Below are 14,659 nucleotides of genomic sequence, written 5' to 3' on the forward strand. Positions count from 1 at the left end.
ACCCGATCAAGGCCCGCGCGAACTCCCTTCGCCCGCCAACTCGGCCGCCAGCGCAGCATAGGGAGCCGAGTGATCCCGTTCCGGAATGGCGCCGCGCCGCATCACCACCCAACTCGCAAGGCGCTGCCCTTGCTCGGCAGCCTGGGCGGGTTCCAGTCCATGCAAACGCGCCGCGAGATAGCCCGCATCGAATGCGTCCCCTGCCCCGCTGGTGTCCAGCGGATGCAGCTGCAGGTCGGGCCTCTTGATCGAACCGTCAGGCAGCATCACACCTGCCGAGCCTAGCTTCAGCACCGGTTCGCCACAGCCGCACTGGCGCCAGTGTTCGAGTATCGCAGCAGCGTCATCGGGCATGCCGTTGCGCTTCTCGTCATCCAGCGAAGGCAAGCCGAAATCGGCCACCCCCGCCGCGCGATTGCGCCACACGCTCGCCTCCTCCTGGCTCTCCCACAACCGCGGACGATAGTTGCCGTCGAAGGCCACCTTCCCGCCCCGCTCGCGCACCTGGCGGGCGAGGCTGAGCACGGCCTCGCGTCCCTCGTCGGGCAGAATGGCAAGCGAGATGAGCGAGAAGAACAGCAAGTCTGCGCTCGCCGCCGCGACGACGGCGCGGTCGATGCCCGGCGCGTTGAACATGCTCCGCGCGGCGCTCTGGCCCCGCCAGTAGTGGAAGCTGCGCTCCCCCTGTTCGTCAGTGTCGATGCAATAAAGCCCGGTAGTCAGCTCCGGCACACCAAGCACAAGCGAAACATCCAGCCCCTCGCGCCCCCAGGCCGCCCGCATGAAACCCGCGAAGGGGTCCCCGCCAAGCGCGGTCACATAGCTGACCTCGAAATTCAGCCGCGTCAGATGCAGCGCGACGTTGAGCGTGTCGCCGCCGTAATAGATGTTCCACCGCCCCTGGTGCGGCGTCAGCTCCACCATCGCCTCTCCAAGGCAGACGACGCGAAAGCCTTTTTCCACTCCCCCGCTCATGTCACCAGTTCCACAAAGTGCCGTCTTCCAGTCGGGCGACGGGAAGACAGGCAGGATCGTAAGGGTATTTCGCGGCCAGCGCCTCGTCGATGTCGACCCCGTGGCCCGGCGCTTCACCGCAAAGAAGGAAGCCGTCCTCGAAACGGTAGTCGTGCGGGAAGACCGCGTCGGTCTCCTCCGAATGGCGCATGTATTCCTGAATGCCGAAATTGGGCACCCAGGTGTCGAAGTGCAGCGCCGCACCCATGCACACCGGGGAGTTGTCGGTCGCCCCGTGGCTGCCGGTGCGCACCTGATAGAGCGCGGCGAGGTCCGCGATCCGGCGCAAGTGAGTGATCCCTCCGGCGTGGACCACGGTGCAGCGAATGTAGTCGATAAGCTGTTCCTCGATCAGTTGTTTGCAGTCCCAGATCGTGTTGAATACCTCCCCCACGGCGAGCGGCGTGGTGGTGTGGCGGCGGATATGGCGGAACGCTTCCTGGTTTTCCGCCGGTGTCGCGTCCTCCATCCAGAATAGTCGATAGGGCTCCAGCGCCTTGCCGAGCTGGGCGGCCTCGTTCGGAGTCAGCCGGTGATGGACATCGTGCAGCAACTCGTGGTCGTAGCCATAGGTATCGCGCAGCGTCTCGAACAGTCGGGGGGCGAAGTTGAGGTACTTGGGCGTGTCCCACACGGTGTTGGTGGGCAGCCGGGCATCGGCGGGCTCGTAATGCATGTCCCCCCGCCCAACGCCATAGGCCTTGTCGATCCCGGGAATGCCGCTCTGCGCCCGGATAGCCTTGTAGCCCATGTCGATATATTTGCCGACCGCTTCGACCGTCTCTTCCAGGTCGCGGCCATTGGCGTGGCCATAGACCAGGACCCTGTCGCGGCTGCGGCCGCCGAGCAGTTGGTAGAGCGGCATTCCAGCCATCTTGCCCTTGATGTCCCATAGCGCCGTATCGACCGCGGCGATCGCGCTCATGGTCACCGGCCCGCGCCGCCAGTAGGCGCCCCGATAGAGGTACTGCCAGATGTCCTCGATCCGCTGCGGGTCCATGCCAATGAGGCACGGCACAACGTGATCGGCCAGGTAGGAGGCCACCGCCAGCTCGCGCCCGTTGAGCGTCGCATCGCCGATGCCGGTTACGCCCGCATCGGTTTCGATCTTAAGAGTGACGAAGTTGCGGCCAGGGCACGTGACAATAACCCTTGCCGATGTGATCTTCATCTCGGAATCTCCTCTCCCGTTAGCGCTAACATTGCGTTAGATAAGCAAAAAACACAAGCTGGAGGAGGGGGGCTTTGGCCCGCAAGTTAGAACTGCATCCGGATCGACTGTTCCCGGCAGAGCCCCGCGTGAGGGACTTGGCGCGGGACCTTTACGCCGAGGTGGCGGAACTGCCGATCATCAGCCCGCACGGGCATACCGATCCGTCATGGTTCGCGGGAAACGCGCGCTTCGGCAATGCCAGCGAACTGTTGCTCGTACCCGACCATTACCTGTTCCGCATGCTCTATTCGCAAGGCGTGCGGCTGGAAGATCTGGGCATCGGCGGCCATCGGACCGACCCGCGTGCGGCCTGGAAGATCCTCGCCGAACGCTGGCACCTGTTCCGCGGCACACCCTCGCGCACCTGGCTCGACTGGGTTTTTGCCGAGGTATTCGGGCTCGAAGTCCAGTTCGAAGCCGAGACGGCCGATCTCTACTTCGACACCATCACCGACGCGCTCCAGACCGAAGCCTTCCGCCCTCGCGCGCTGTTCGAGCGGTTCGGCATCGAAGTCATCGCCACAACCGAAAGCCCGCTCGACTCGCTCGAGCATCACCAGGCGATCCGCGAAAGCGGTTGGGCTGGAAGGGTAGTCACCGCGTATCGTCCCGACCCGGTGATCGATCCCGAATTCGAGGGCTTCCAGGCCAACCTCGACCGTCTTTCGCAGCTTACCGGAGAGGACTGCCGCACCTGGAAAGGCTACCTTGCCGCGCATCGCCAGCGGCGGGCCTTCTTCGCGCGGATGGGCGCGACGAGCACGGACCACGGCCATCCGACGGCGCAAACCGCGAACCTCCCCAGGGCCGAGGCCGAGCGCTTGTTCGGCCGTGTCGCCTCGGGCGGTCACGCCCCCTCGGACGCCGAGCTGTTCCGCGCGCAGATGTTGACCGAGATGGCGGCGATGAGCCTCGAGGATGGCCTCGTCATGCAGATCCACCCCGGCAGCTTCCGCAATCACAACCGCCAGTTGTTCGACGCCTTTGGACGCGACAAGGGCGCCGATATCCCGATGCGCACCGACTACGTCCACGCGCTCAAGCCTCTGCTCGACCGCTTCGGCAACGAGCGGGATTTCACGCTGATCCTCTTCACGCTGGACGAGAGCAGCTACGCCCGCGAGCTGGCGCCGCTGGCGGGACATTACCCCTGCCTCAGGCTCGGTCCGGCATGGTGGTTCCACGACAGTCCCGAAGGCATGCGCCGGTTCCGCCGCATGACCACCGAGACAGCCGGGTTCTACAACACCGTCGGCTTCAACGACGACACCCGCGCGTTCCTGTCGATCCCCGCCCGGCACGACGTCGCGCGGCGGATCGATTGCGGGTTCCTGGCCGAACTGGTCGCCGAACATCGGATCGAGGATTGGGAGGCGGCCGAACTCGCCCGGGCGCTGACCTACGACCTTGCGAAAGGAGCCTACAAGCTGTGAGCGAGACCGCAACGGAGGGGAAAATGAGGCTTTCGGCTACAAGTCTCGAACAGGTTCCGCCCGGCATCGCGCGCTATTCCTACCACCGCGCGGCGCAGGACATCGGCATAGTGCACTTCGGGCTCGGCGCGTTCCACCGCGCGCACCAGGCCTGGTACACCGACTTGTGCATGGACTCGGGCGAGCGCGGCTGGGCGATCTCGGGCGTTTCGCTCCGTTCGCCCACCGTCGCCGAACAACTCAATCCGCAGGACGGCCTTTACACCCTGACCGAACGCAGCGGCGGAGAAAGCACGACGCGCGTGATCGGGGCGGTGCGCGAGGTACTGGTCGCGACGGAAGAGCGGGAGACAATCATTGCCCGCCTCGGCTCACCCGGCGTCAGCGTAGTCAGCTTCACCGTGACCGAAAAGGGTTACGCCCGCCGGACCGGTGGATCGCTGGACCTCGCGGCGGCGGAGGCGAGCTTCTACCCTTTGCTGACGGACGGGCTGCGGCTCCGGCGCGAGCGCGATCTGCCCGGCCTGACGCTGCTGTCCTGCGACAACCTCCCGGCGAATGGCCGTGAGCTCGAGCGCCTGTTCGGCGAATGGCTCACGGAACGGGCTCCCGACCTCGCCGCTTGGGTCGCCGCCGAATGTGCGTTCCCCAGCACCATGGTCGACCGCATCGTGCCGGCCACGACCCCCTCCGACATCGACGCGCTCGAAAATCTGCTCGGCGTGCGGGACGAAGGCGCAATCTTCACAGAGCGGTTCAGCCAATGGGTCATCGAGGACCGTTTCGCCGGTCCGCGGCCGAGGTGGGAAAGACATGGGGCGCAACTGGTCCGCGACGTCGCGCCTTACGAAACCGCCAAGCTGCGCATGCTCAATGGCGCCCATTCGGCGCTCGCCTATTGCGGTCTCGAGCTAGGCCACGAGTTCGTCCACCAGGCCATTGGCGATCCCATGCTGCGCGGGTTGATCGAACGGCTGATGCGCCAGGAGGCGGCGACCAGCCTGGCTCCCGCAGCAGGGCAGGATCTGGAGGCCTATGCCGACGCCCTGCTCGCGCGTTTTGCCGATCCGGCCCTCAATCACCGGCTCATTCAGATCGCGATGGACGGCAGCCAGAAAGTTCCGCAGCGATGGCTTGAAACGCTCGCCTATCATCAGAGGTATGGCGAACCGTGCCCGGCGCTGATCGAGGCGATCGTCGCGTGGCTCAGGCATGTCCGCGGGGATCGCAGGCCGGTTGACGATCCGATGGCCGCCCAACTGGCCGCGCTATGGGCCACCGAAGGTTCCAGCGGAATCGCTGCCGCCCTGTTCGGCCCTCAGGGGCTGTTCTCGCATGTCTGGAGAGCCGACGAAGCTTCGCTCGCCCGACTGACGCGTCGACTCGGCTAGAACGGCGAGCGCCCGCCCAACCAGAATCAGCGCCGGCCCCTCGCCCAGCGCGGCGCGCGCGGCCAGCGGAAGCAGGTCGAGGCGAGTAGTGAAGTGGCGTTCTTCAGGAAGGCTGGCGTTCTCGACCAGCGCGACGGGAGTGTCAGGCGCGAGACCGGCCTCGATCAACTGTCCCGACACGACCGGGGCAGCGGCTTTGCCCATGTAGATCGCCAAGGTCGCCTGCGGGTCCGCCAGAGCCTGCCAGTCGAGATCGAGCGCCTCACCGGCCCGCGCATGCGCGGTGACAAAGGTTAGGCGCCGCGCGAGGCCTCGGAGGGTGAGCGAAAGACCAAGGCCCGCAGCCGCGGCGCTCGCGGCAGTTACGCCCGGGCAAACGCGCACCGGCACTCCCGCGGCGCGGCAGGCCTCGAGTTCCTCGGTCGAGCGGCCGAAGATCGAGGGGTCGCCGCCCTTGAGCCGCACCACGCGCTCCCCGGCGAGAGCCGCTTCGACGATCATCGTGTCGATGGTCTTCTGATCCTTCGAGTGTCGGCCCGAGCGCTTGCCGACCGAAACCAGCCTCACGCCACGCGGCACGAGGTCGAGTACGCCGGGGCCGACAAGCGCATCGTAAAACACCACGCTCGCGCTCCGCATCAGCCGCTCGGCCTTGCGCGTCAGCAGATCGGGATCGCCGGGTCCGGCGCCGACCAGCCACACCATTCCGGGCTCGAAGTCGGGATCACGCATGGGCAGCTTCCTTGGTTTCGCCGATGAGGCGCTGGATCGCGGGTTTGCATGAACCGCAGTTGGTTCCTGCCGACAGGGCCTTGCCGACAGCCTCGACGCTGACCAAGCTCTGGCTCGCGATTGCCTGGACAATCGTCTTCATCCCGACATCGAAGCACACGCAGACGATCGGCCCGCGGTCGGGCTGCGGGATCGCGGGACGTCCGGCGAGGAGTTCGACGGAGGACGGCGTCTCGTGGGCCGAGAGCTGGGTAATCAGCCATTCCCGATCGGGCAGGCGGCCCGCCCGGCTGACGAACAGCGCCGCACTCAGCCGTCCGCCCTTGTCGAGCACCGCCGCCCGCCAACCGCCCCGCGCGCGGTCAAGGCTTTCGATGCGCTGGCCACCCGCGAGAAGGTTGCCGAGCTGGGCATCGGGATCGCCGCTTCCGGCCAGTTCGACCAGCCAGCCCTGCCCGACCCTGACCTTGGTGAAGTAATCCGCGCGAACCTGCTCGGGCACCTCGCGCGCGATCAGGAAGCCGCGCCATTCGACCGCCAGCTTCTCGATCCTGGCGGGGGTGGACTTGAAGCCGGGCTGGCCCGAATGCGGATCGACGAGGGGACGCGGCAGCAGGCCCGTGCGCCCTCCGCTCGACTGCCGGTCCGTCCAGTGGATCGGGGTGAAGATCTCGCCCTGGCGCTGGCCTTCACTAAGGGCCGCGCGGAACACGCTCTCGCCCTGCGGGGTTGCCACGCGAACCAGATCGCCGTCGCCGATCCCCTGCTCTTCGGCATCGCGGAAATGGATTTCGACCAGCGGCTCGCGACGATGCTGCGAGAGCCGGGGCGAGAGGCCAGTGCGCGTCATCGTGTGCCATTGGTCGCGATAGCGGCCGGTGTTGAGCGTGAGCGGCCACTTGGGGAGCCGTTCATCCAATACCCGCTGTTCGACCGCCACCAGGCGCGCCTTGCCATCCGGGGTCGAGAAGCGGCCTTCGGAAAACGGAGCGCCTCCCCAGCTCACCGGCTCCATCGCTTCGTATTCGCGATTGGTGATCGCGGCGTGGAAGCCGATGTCGAACTTGCGCCGCCCCTCGTTGCGATAGGCCGAAAGGCGGGCATGCTCGCGATAGATATCGGCGGCGTTTTCGTAACCGAAGGCATCGCGCCAGCCCATGGCGCGGGCGACCTGTGTGACGATCCACCAGTCCGGCCTCGCCTCCCCCGGTGCGGCCATCAGAGCGCGCTGGCGGCTGATCAGGCGTTCGCTGTTGGTGACCGTGCCGTCCTTCTCGCCCCAGCCCACCGCGGGGAGCTTGACGTCGGCGAAGCGTGAGGTGTCGGTGTCGGCCATGCAATCGGACACGACGACGAACGGGCAGAGGGCCAGCGCCTCGCGCACTTGTGCGGCATCGGGCAACGAAACCGCCGGATTGGTCGCCATGACCCACAGCGCCTTTACGCGCCCCTCGCGGATCGAGCGGAACAGGTCGACCGCTTTGAGGCCGGGCTTGTCCGCTACGCGTGGCGCGGCCCAGAAGCGCTTAACTTCTGCGACGTTTTCGGGTGCGAAGTCACGGTGCGCCGCCAGCGTTGAGGCAAGGCCGCCGACCTCGCGTCCGCCCATCGCATTGGGCTGGCCGGTGATCGAGAACGGAGCCGCGCCGGGCTTGCCGATCCGCCCGGTGGCGAGGTGGACATTGACGATGGCATTGACCTGATCGGTCCCGCGGATGGACTGGTTGATGCCCTGGCTGAACAGAGTGACCGTACGCGGAGTTGCGGCGAAGAGTTCGAAGAAGCGCTTGAGATCGACCGGAGCGATGTCGCAGGTGCGGGCGGTGGACCACAGGTCGTTCCCTTCTCCCAGCGCGCTCCAGAAGCTGTCGGGGGTCGCGACGTGTTCGGCCAGGAAGGCTTCGTCCAGCACCCCCGCGTCGCGGCAATAGGCGAGCAGTCCGTTCATCAGCGCCACGTCGGTGCCGGGGCGCAGTTGCAGATGCAGGTCGGCCTCCTCGCACGTCTCGGTCCGGCGCGGGTCGATGACCACGACCTGGGTTCCTCGCAGAAGGCGGGCGGCCATGATCCGCTGGTAGACCACCGGATGGCACCACGCGGTGTTCGAACCGACCAGGACCACGAGATCGGCTTCGTCGATATCCTCGTAGGTCGCCGGGACGACATCCTCGCCGAACGCCCGGGTGTAGCCCGCAACCGCGCTCGACATGCACAGGCGCGAGTTGGTGTCGATGTTGGCCGAGCCGATGAAGCCTTTCATCAGCTTGTTGGCCACATAGTAGTCCTCGGTCAGCAGCTGCCCGGAGACGTAGAAGGCCACGCTGTCGGGGCCGTGACGCTCGATGGTTTCGGCGAAAGTGCGGGCGACCTGGCGGATCGCCTTGTCCCAGCTGGCCCGCCGTCCCGTGATCTCCGGATAGAGCAGGCGCCCCTCGAGGCCAACCGTTTCGCCGAGGTGCGTACCCTTGGAGCAGAGCTTGCCGCGGTTTGCCGGGTGCTCGGTGTCTCCGGCGATGGCGACCTCGCGCTCGCCGGTGACGGTGGCCTTAATTCCGCAGCCGACACCGCAATAGGCGCAGGTGGTCTTGATCGCCCTCCCGCTTGCGGGAGGGGTTAGGGGTGGGTCAGAGGCGTTAGCGCGGGTCGCAACTGGCCCACCCCCAGCCCCTCCCGCCAGCGGGAGGGGAGTCTTCACGCCGCCTTCCTCTGAGCCGGCGTAGGCGGCACTACCGCTTCTCGCAGCAGGTAAATCCGCCCCGCGTCTACCTTGACGGGGATCGTCGGCACGCAACCCTGGTCATCCCCCAGAGCCTCGCCGCTGCGCAGCGAGATGCGCCAGTTGTGCAGCGGGCATGTCACGCTGTCGCCATGAACGATGCCCTGGCTCAGCGGTCCCTGCTTGTGCGGGCACTTGTTGACGAGTGCGTAGAACTCGCCGCGCATCGTGTGGAAGACCGCGATCTCCTCGCCGCCGATCACCGGCAGCGTCGCCGCCATTCCCGGTTCGATCTGAGTTACCGGACCGATGTCGAGCCATTTGGCCTGCATGTTACGCGTACTCCGTTTGCGCCGGGCGGACGGTGGCGAGGTGCTGGTGAAGATCGCTGCGATCGCCGCTTGCGCGTTTGGCCCAGGGATCGTCCTGCATGAACTTCTGTGAATGGCGGAACCGTGCCGCCAGCCGTCTGACCGCGTCGGGATCGGCGAACATCTGCGCCTTGATCCACTCGAGCCCCTTGCGCTCCAGCCACGGGGCCGTGCGTTCGAGGTAGTGCGCATCCTCGCGATAGAGCTGGATGAAGGCGGCGCAGTGCTCCATCACCTCTTCCTCGGTGCTGACCTTGCACAGCAGGTCGGTGGCGCGCACCTTGATCCCGCCGTTACCGCCGACGTGCAGCTCGTAACCGCTGTCGACGCAGACCACGCCGAAGTCCTTGATCGTCGCTTCGGCGCAGTTGCGCGGGCAGCCGCTGACCGCGATCTTGAACTTGTGCGGCATCCAGCTGCCCCAGGTCATCTGCTCGATCTTGACCCCGAGGCCGGTCGAATCCTGAGTGCCGAAGCGGCACCACTCGCTGCCGACACAGGTCTTCACCGTGCGCAGCGACTTGCCGTAGGCGTGGCCCGAGACCATCCCGGCGGCGTTAAGGTCGGCCCAGACCGCGGGCAGGTCTTCCTTCTTGATGCCGAAGATGTCGAGCCGCTGGCCGCCGGTCACCTTGACCATCGGCGCATCGTACTTCTCGACCACGTCGGCAATCGCCCGCAGCTCGCGCGGGTTGGTCAGGCCGCCCCACATGCGGGGCACGACCGAGTAAGTTCCATCCTTCTGAATATTGGCGTGGAGCCGTTCGTTGACGAAGCGACTCTTCTGGTCGTCCTCGTACTCGCCGGGCCAGGCGCAGAGCAGGTAGTAGTTGAGCGCCGGACGGCACGAGGCGCAGCCGTCGGGCGTGGTCCAGTGCAGTTCCTGCATGACCTGCGGCATGGCGCGCAGCTCTTTTTCCACGATCAGGCGGCGGGCGTCATCGTGCGTGAAGCTGGTGCACTTGCACAGCGTCTTCGCCCCGGCTTGCACCTCGTCGCCGAGGGTGAGGGCCAGCAGGCTTTCGACAAGCCCGGTGCACGAACCGCAGCTGGCCGAGGCCTTGCACTGCGAGCGGACGGCGTCGAGGCTGCACGCCCCGGCCTGGATGGTTTCGACGACCTTGCCCTTGGATACGCCGTTGCAGCCGCAGATTTCTGCGTCGTCCGAAAGGGCGGCAACGGCGGCATTAGGGTCCGCGTTGGCACCCCCGCCCAGCGCGAACGCCTGGCCGAAGATCAGGCCGTCGCGGATCTCGGAGATGTCCTCGGCCTTCTTGAGCAGGTCGAAGTACCAGTTGCCATCGGCGGTATCGCCGTAGAGCACCGCGCCTACGATCCTGTCGTCCTTGACCACCACCCGCTTGTAGACCCCGCGGGCGGCGTCGCGCATGACGATGTCCTCGGCGCCGTCTCCGCCCGAGAAATCACCGGCCGAAAACACGTCGATTCCGGATACCTTAAGCTTGGTTGAGGTTACCGATCCAAGGTAGCCGCTGGGGCTTCCGGTCAGGTGATCGGCGAGCGAGCGGCACATCTCCCACAGCGGCGCGACGAGGCCGTAGCAAAGTCCTCGGTGCTGCACGCATTCGCCGACCGCGAGCACGTTCGGGTCGGAAGTGACCATGTGGTCATCGACCATCACCCCGCGTTCGCAGTCGAGCCCGGCGGTCTTGGCAAGCCTGGTGGAAGGGCGAATGCCGACCGCCATGACCACGATGTCCGCCGCGATCTCCTGCCCGTCCTTCAGCCGCACTCCGGCGACATGGCCGTCCTTCTCGATGATCTCCTGCGTGTCCGCACCGGTCAGGATCGTCTGCCCGCGCCGTTCGAGCTCGGTCTTGAGCAACCACCCGGCGGCCTCGTCGAGCTGGCGCTCCATCAGCGTCGGCATCAGGTGGATCACGGTAACCTTCATGCCCCGCAGGCTGAGACCATGGGCCGCCTCGAGCCCGAGCAGTCCGCCGCCGATCACCACGGCGTTGCCACCCTGTCCCGCCGCGGCGAGCATCTTGTCCACGTCATCGAGGTCGCGGAATGTGACCACGCCCGGCAGGTCGCGGCCAGGCACGGGGATGATGAACGGATCGGAGCCCGTCGCAATCAGCAGCTTGTCGTAGGGCTCAACCCGGCCCGACCGGCTGACCACCGTCTGCCGCGTGCGATCGATGTGATCGACAGGATCGCCGCTGACCAGCTCGATCGCGTTCTGGGCGTACCAGTCGGCGGTGTTGAGGACGATTTCCTCGAAGGTTTTCTCGCCGGCCAGCACCGGCGATAGCATGATGCGGTTGTAATTCACGCGCGGCTCGGCGCCGAAGATGGTGATGTCGAACCTCTCGGGATCCCGGGCGAGAATCTCCTCGACCGCGCGGCAACCGGCCATGCCGTTGCCGATCACGACCAATTTCTCCCTCAAGGCGCTGGCCTTGTCGAAGCTCGTGGGTGCGTTCACTCGTCAGACCCCTTCGGACCGATCGCGCACGCAAAAAAAGCCGCCAAGTCGTGCCCTTCCGGGGAGACTGGCGGCGCCATTGCCACGCGATGTTGATTTGGAGCGGTTCGGCCTGGTTTCGTCCGTCAGTGGACGAGGCCGGTTCCGCTTGAGCTAAGGCTTACCTGATTCGCGCAATCTCGGGCAAGCGATTTTTGCACTGCAGCATAAAATCCTCTCTTTCGCGCAGCGATGGGGAGGAGGACCTCCGCCGCAGGCGGTGGCGGAGGGGCTGGCGCCCCTCCGCCACCGCCTCTTCCCCATGAGCTTCGCTCACAGGGAGGATCGGTACGCCCTCCTCAGATACGGGCACCCTGGAGGGCCGCCCCCCAAGTCGTCCGCCAGCGGCCCTTTACTGCGGTAAGCCCCGCCAGCGCCACCAGCGACAAGCCGGCGAAGATCAGGAACCCCGCGGATGAGCTGCCAGTGAGCTTCTGGGCAAACCCAAGCGACGAAGCGAGGTAGAACCCGCCGACTCCGCCAGCAAAGCCAACCAGGCCGGTCATCACCCCGATCTCGTTGCGGAACCGCTGCGGTACGAGCTGGAACACCGCGCCATTGCCGATGCCCAGCGTGCCCATGACCACCACGAACAGAGCGAGGGCGAGCGGCAGCGTGGCCGGATGCGTACTGATCACCGCCAGCACGATAGCCGCGACGATGTAGACCACCGTCAGCGTCCTGATACCGCCGAAGCGATCGGCCAGCGCGCCGCCGAAAGGACGCACGAGGGAGCCGGTGAACACGCAGGCGGCCGTGCAGTATCCGGCAATGACCGGGCTCAGCCCGAAGTTGTCGGTGAACCAGATCGACAGCGAGTTGGACAGGCCGACGAAGCCGCCGAAGGTCACGCCGTAGAACAGCATGAACCACCAGGCGTCCTTGTCCTTGAGCACTTCGCCATAGGCCGCGAGCGGTTTGGGCGCGGGCTGGTCGGGGCTGTCCTTGGCGAGGACGAGGTAGACCACGAAGATTGCCGCGAGCGGGATCACCGCGAGGCCGAGTACCGCGTTCCACCCGAACAGCTTGGCCAGACCCGGGGCGAAGAGCGCGGCGAGGACTGTGCCCGAGTTGCCCATCCCGGCCAGACCCATGGCCTTGCCCTGATGCTCGGGCGGGTACCACCGGCTGGCGAGCGGCAAGGCCACGGCAAAGCTCGCCCCGGCAAAGCCTAGCAGCACGCCAAGCACCAGCGTTCCGGCAAAGCTGTCGATGCCGAACCACCAGCCGATCAGGAGGCCGACGATCACGATCAGCTGGTTGAGGGTGCCGGTCTTCTTGGGGCCGATACTGTCGACCAGTAGGCCATTGACGATCCTCAGCACCGCTCCGGCCAAGGTCGGCACCGCGACCATCAGGCCCTTCTGCGCGGGATCGAGCCCAAGCTCGCCCGAGATGATCGGGGCCAGCGGTCCAAGCATGACCCAGACCATGAAAGAGACGTCGAAATAGAGAAACGCTGCGAGCAGGGTGGGTCTGTGACCCGACTGCCAAAAGCTCTTGGTCATGCTGCACTCCTTACCGGGCTTGACGCAAAGTAACAGGGACTGGTTTCCTCACGTGCGGGCGCATGGCGCGTCACGCGAGGGGTTGAGAACTGATGCGGTTTGCGGGCGAACTGGTGTTGGCGGCGGGCTTCGCGACAGCGACGGGCCCGCGCGACGACAACCAGGACTTCGGCGGCATCCACCTCGGCACCGCGCTCGAACGCGTGCGCCATGGCGTGATCGCCGCAGTCGCCGACGGGGTCAGCGGCGGAGCGCAAGGCCGCACGGCAGCAGAACTCGCGGTGCGGGCGTTGATCGAGGGCTTCTATGCGGTGCCCGACACGCTCGGGCCGGCGCGCGGAATGCAGATTCCGCTCGCCGCCTACAACCGCTGGCTGCACACCCAGGCGCGCGGTTCGGCCATGACCAACAGCGGCACGACGCTGACCGCGATCGCCCTGCGTGGCAGGCGCGCGCATCTGGTGCATGCGGGGGACAGCCGAGCCTGGCGCTATTCCGGTGGACGGCTCAGCTGCCTCACGACCGACCACGTCCGGCCCGAGCCCGACTTGCGCCACGTGCTGATCCGCGCCGTGGGCATGGAGCCCGAACTGCGGCTCGACCACATGACGCTGGAACTGGCGGAGCGCGACCGCCTCTTGCTGACGACCGACGGCGTGCACGGTGCCCTCTCGCCCACCCGTATCGCCGCGCTGCTCGCCCGCGAGACTTCCGCCGAAGCCACCGCCGACGAGATCGTCGAAGCCGCCCTGGCTGCCGGAACCAAGGACAACGCGACCGCGCTGGTGATCGATGTCGTGCGCCTGCCCGAGCCCGACCACGACGGGATCCTCGCCGGGCTTTCGAGCCTTCCTGCGATCGAGCCGCTCGCGCCCGGCACCAGCATCGACGGATTCCGCGTGGAACGCGTGCTGAGCGAAGGGCGGTACGCGATCCTGCTGGCAGCGGTCGACACCGAGGACGGCAGCAAGGTCGTGCTCAAGTTCCCGCGCCCCAATGCCCTGAGTTCGCGCTCCGCCCGCCTGGCCTTCGCACGCGAGTTGCTCCTGGCCCAGCGCGTGTCGAGCCCGTTCGTCATCGCCGCACACCCGATCCGCCCCGACCGCCAGACCGCGCTCTATTGCGTCCAGCCACTGCTGGAAGGCGAAACCATGGCCAAGAGGCTCGAAAGCCGCGGCCTCCCGCCCCTGCAGGAAGCGCTCGATCAGGCGATCAGCCTGACCCGCGCGGTCGCCGCGCTGCACCGGCTCGAAGTGGTCCACCGCGACATCAAGCCCGAGAACGTCATGCTGACCGTCAAGGGCGGGCTGAAGCTGATCGACCTGGGCGTCGCGCGCCTGCCGAAGGTCGAGGATTTCCACGGCGACGAGATCCCCGGCACTCCCGGCTTCATGGCCCCCGAGCAGTTCGACGGGAACGCCGGAGACGCGCTGACCGACCAATTCGCGCTCGGCGTCACCCTCTATCGCTGGCTCACCGGCGAATGGCCCTTCGGCGAACAGGAGGCCTTCCAGCGCCCTCGCTTCGGACGGCCCGTGCCGCCCTCTCGTCATCGGCCCGAGATCCCGAGCTGGCTCGACGACGCCATCCTCACCGCGATCCAGCCCGACCCGGGGGCGCGCTTCAACGACGTGGTCGAATTGCTGCAGTCGCTCGAAGGCGGCGGCCCGCAACTCAAGCTCGCCGCCTTGCGCGGACGCCCGTTGATCGAACGCGACCCGGTGCGTTTCTGGCAGATCGTCAGCGGGCTGCTGGCGGCGGCGCTGATCGCCTCGCTCTTGCTGGGCTGA

General features: G+C 66.6%; 9 protein-coding genes and 1 pseudogene. 3 read left to right on the plus strand and 7 right to left on the minus strand.

Annotation, left to right across the window (positions count from 1 at the left end; translation table 11 throughout):
• Positions 1-6: 6 nt before the first annotated feature.
• The gene (locus KK137_RS11530; protein ID WP_214536566.1) at positions 7-975 is read right to left on the minus strand and encodes a sugar kinase; all 969 of its coding nucleotides are present in this window, start codon (positions 973-975) and stop codon (positions 7-9) included.
• Between the two features lies 1 nt (position 976).
• Complete coding sequence (gene manD / locus KK137_RS11535) at positions 977-2,185, minus strand: D-mannonate dehydratase ManD (protein ID WP_214536567.1); 1,209 nt, start codon at positions 2,183-2,185, stop codon at positions 977-979.
• A gap of 74 nt (positions 2,186-2,259) precedes the next feature.
• Between manD and uxaC the strand changes: the two genes are divergently transcribed.
• Positions 2,260-3,660: a glucuronate isomerase gene (uxaC, locus tag KK137_RS11540; protein ID WP_214536568.1), complete on the plus strand. Its 1,401-nt coding sequence runs from the start codon at positions 2,260-2,262 to the stop codon at positions 3,658-3,660.
• A gap of 23 nt (positions 3,661-3,683) precedes the next feature.
• A pseudogene (locus KK137_RS11545) lies at positions 3,684-4,910 on the plus strand (mannitol dehydrogenase family protein); the annotation flags it as partial.
• An 18-nt stretch (positions 4,911-4,928) separates the two neighbouring features.
• Here KK137_RS11545 and cobA read toward each other — a convergent pair.
• The 5 genes from cobA to KK137_RS11565 all read right to left on the minus strand — a co-directional run bounded on the left by cobA (position 4,929) and on the right by KK137_RS11565 (position 12,869).
• Positions 4,929-5,783, minus strand: coding sequence for a uroporphyrinogen-III C-methyltransferase (cobA, locus tag KK137_RS16630; protein WP_250893831.1), 855 nt, complete (start codon positions 5,781-5,783; stop codon positions 4,929-4,931).
• Positions 5,776-8,373, minus strand: coding sequence for a molybdopterin-dependent oxidoreductase (locus KK137_RS11550; protein WP_338028113.1), 2,598 nt, complete (start codon positions 8,371-8,373; stop codon positions 5,776-5,778). The genes cobA and KK137_RS11550 overlap by 8 nt, the downstream gene beginning before the upstream one ends.
• Before the next feature lie 101 nt (positions 8,374-8,474).
• Positions 8,475-8,831: a nitrite reductase small subunit NirD gene (gene nirD, locus KK137_RS11555; protein WP_214536570.1), complete on the minus strand. Its 357-nt coding sequence runs from the start codon at positions 8,829-8,831 to the stop codon at positions 8,475-8,477.
• 1 nt (position 8,832) lies between these two features.
• Positions 8,833-11,322 carry a nitrite reductase large subunit NirB gene (gene nirB / locus KK137_RS11560; protein ID WP_214536571.1) on the minus strand — a complete coding sequence of 830 codons (2,490 nt, stop codon included), beginning with the start codon at positions 11,320-11,322 and terminating at the stop codon, positions 8,833-8,835.
• Positions 11,323-11,660: 338 nt separating this feature from the next.
• Positions 11,661-12,869 carry a nitrate/nitrite transporter gene (locus tag KK137_RS11565; protein WP_214536572.1) on the minus strand — a complete coding sequence of 403 codons (1,209 nt, stop codon included), beginning with the start codon at positions 12,867-12,869 and terminating at the stop codon, positions 11,661-11,663.
• Between the two features lie 92 nt (positions 12,870-12,961).
• On the opposite strand from KK137_RS11565, the gene KK137_RS11570 reads away from it, so the two are divergent.
• A complete protein-coding gene (locus tag KK137_RS11570) occupies positions 12,962-14,659 on the plus strand; it encodes a bifunctional protein-serine/threonine kinase/phosphatase (RefSeq protein ID WP_214536573.1) in 1,698 nt (565 codons plus the stop codon).

The sequence above is a fragment of the Croceibacterium selenioxidans genome (assembly GCF_018599195.1).
Taxonomy (GTDB): Bacteria; Pseudomonadota; Alphaproteobacteria; order Sphingomonadales; family Sphingomonadaceae; genus Croceibacterium_A; species Croceibacterium_A selenioxidans.

Bases quoted from the DNA above. Each gene is read 5' to 3' on its own strand.
- KK137_RS11530 (WP_214536566.1), bottom strand. From the start codon at position 975: ATGAGCGGGGGAGTGGAAAAAGGCTTTCGCGTCGTCTGCCTTGGAGAG.
- manD (WP_214536567.1), bottom strand. From the start codon at position 2,185: ATGAAGATCACATCGGCAAGGGTTATTGTCACGTGCCCTGGCCGCAAC.
- cobA (WP_250893831.1), bottom strand. From the start codon at position 5,783: ATGCGTGATCCCGACTTCGAGCCCGGAATGGTGTGGCTGGTCGGCGCC.
- nirD (WP_214536570.1), bottom strand. From the start codon at position 8,831: ATGCAGGCCAAATGGCTCGACATCGGTCCGGTAACTCAGATCGAACCG.
- KK137_RS11565 (WP_214536572.1), bottom strand. From the start codon at position 12,869: ATGACCAAGAGCTTTTGGCAGTCGGGTCACAGACCCACCCTGCTCGCA.
- KK137_RS11570 (WP_214536573.1), top strand. From the start codon at position 12,962: ATGCGGTTTGCGGGCGAACTGGTGTTGGCGGCGGGCTTCGCGACAGCG.